At 76.7% G+C, this 2,154-nt stretch carries 2 protein-coding genes; both read left to right on the top strand.

Translation table 11 applies throughout. From position 1 onward, the window contains the following. Positions 1-946 (top strand): tetratricopeptide repeat protein (locus ACIQOV_RS38580; RefSeq protein ID WP_401055462.1); only part of this gene is annotated, 946 nt, incomplete at its 5' end. Positions 947-949: 3 nt separating this feature from the next. Then, a partial coding sequence (locus tag ACIQOV_RS38575) for a protein phosphatase 2C domain-containing protein (protein WP_401055460.1) occupies positions 950-2,154 on the top strand: 1,205 nt, incomplete at its 3' end.

The following is a 2,154-nucleotide window of genomic DNA, read 5'->3' as shown; positions in this document are numbered from 1 at the left end:
CCGGGTCGACCCCGGTGACCCCAACGCCGGCTTCCTGGCCGTCCTGGTCACCCCCGACCCCGAGGAGACGCTCGCCGCGCTGGCCGCCGCGCCCACCGTCTCGGTCGAGAGCCGGCTGCGCGAACTGCGCACCCTGCTCGAACTCGGCCGCCACCCGGACGCCGTGCGCCGCCTCGCCGAACTGGAACAGGACCAGCCGGACGACTGGCGGGTGGTCTGGTACCGCGGCCTGACCGCGCTGGTCGGCAGCGAGGCCCCGCCCCGGGCCGAGGAGCGCGCCGGCGCCGAGAGCGAGGAGCGCCCGGAGGCGAGCGGGCGGGTCACGGCCCTGCGGGCCGCCGCGGAGGCCTTCGACGCGGTCTACGACGCCTTCCCCGGCGAGGCCGCCCCCAAGCTGGCCCTCGCCATCTGCGCCGAACTGCTCGCCGACGGCGGCGACGCGGCCGAGTTCTACCGACTGGTGTGGGCCACCGACCACGCCTACCTGAGCGCCGCCTTCGGGCTGGCCCGGGTCCGGCTGGCCGAGGAGGACCGGACCGGCGCGGTCCGCGTCCTGGAGACCGTCCCGGCCACCTCCAACCAGTACACGGCCGCCCGGATCGCCGCCGTCCGGGCCCGGCTGCGCGAGCGCCCGGCCACCGACGACCTGGCCGTCGACCTCGGCGCGAGCTCCGCGCAGCTGACCGCGCTGCGGCTGGACTCCCGCCGCCGCGAGGAGCTCGCGGTCGAGGTGCTCGACGCGGCCCTCGGCTGGGTCGGCGCCGAGGCGGCCGCCGGCCGACGGGCCACCGACCTGGTGGTACTGGGACGTCCCGCACAGGAGCGGGAACTGCGCTTCGCCCTGGAACAGTCCTACCGGGTACTCGCCCGGTTGGCCGACCGGGCCGAGATCAGGATCGAGATGGTGGAACGGGCCAACCGTGCCCGTCCCAGGACGTGGGTGTAGCAGATGCCGCAGCAGACCGAGTGCCCGAGCTGTTCGGAGCCGATGGACCAGGAGGACGCCTTCTGCGGCTCCTGCGGGACCGGCCGGAACGGCCGGGCGGCCCCCGGCTCGATGCCGGCGAGCTGGGCCGCCGCGCGCGGCGAGGCCGTACCGTCGCCGCGCGGGCCGGTCTGCGTGCACTGCGGGCAGCCGCAGGTCGCCCCGGACGGCTACTGCGAGGGCTGCGGCGGCGCCCAGCCGCGCCCGCGCGACCACATGGAGAAGTCGCTCGGGGGCGTCGCCGGGGTCAGCGACCGCGGCGTGCGCCACCACCGCAACGAGGACTCCTTCACCGTCGCCGCGACCTCGCTGCCCGGCGGCGAGCCGGTCGTGGTCGCCGTGGTGTGCGACGGCGTCTCCTCCTCCGACCGCCCGGACGAGGCCTCGGAGACGGCCGTGGACGCCGCCTCCGAGTCGCTGCTGACCGCCCTGGAGGCCGGCCGGGACCCGAACCGGGCGATGCACCAGGCCATCGCCGACGCCGCCAAGGCCGTCGCCGACCTCGCCACCGACGGCGCCGGCCCCACCCGCCCCGACCTCAACGCGCCCGCCTGCACCTACGTCAGCGCCATAGCCGCGGGCGGACGGGTCACCATCGGGTGGGTCGGCGACACCCGGGCGTACTGGATCCCGGACGACCGCGCCGCCGCCGAGCCCTTCCGGCTCACCCAGGACGACTCCTGGGCGGCCCGGATGGTCGAGGCCGGGCTGATGAGCGAGGCCGAGGCCTACTCCGACCCCCGCGCGCACGCGATCACCGGCTGGCTCGGCGCCGACGCCGAGGAGGTCGTGCCGCACACCCTCGACTTCACCCCGCACGTCCCCGGGGTGGTGCTGATCTGCACCGACGGGCTGTGGAACTACGCCGAGGCGGCCACCGACCTGGCGTACTACGTGCGCCCGGACGCCCGCACCGAGCCGCTCGCCACCGCACAGACCCTGGTGAAGTTCGCGGTCGCGGCCGGCGGCCACGACAACATCACCGTCGCCGTGCTGCCGATCGACCCGCCGGCCGCCGCCGTCGAGGAGGCCGAGCAGAGCCCCACCGCGCTGGACCTGCCGGTGATCGCTCCGCGGCCGGCCGGCCGACCGGCCGCGGAGGAGGACGAGGACCACGATCCGACCCTGCCGGACCTCCCGGTGATCGGCTCCCCCGCCGCCCCGCTGCC

Origin of the sequence: Kitasatospora sp. NPDC091257 (assembly GCF_044757675.1) — a bacterium.
GTDB classification, from domain to species: Bacteria; Actinomycetota; Actinomycetes; order Streptomycetales; family Streptomycetaceae; genus Kitasatospora; species Kitasatospora lactacystinica.
The sequence above is the reverse complement of the archived record's forward strand: the minus strand, read 5'-3'. Positions and strand labels throughout refer to the sequence as shown.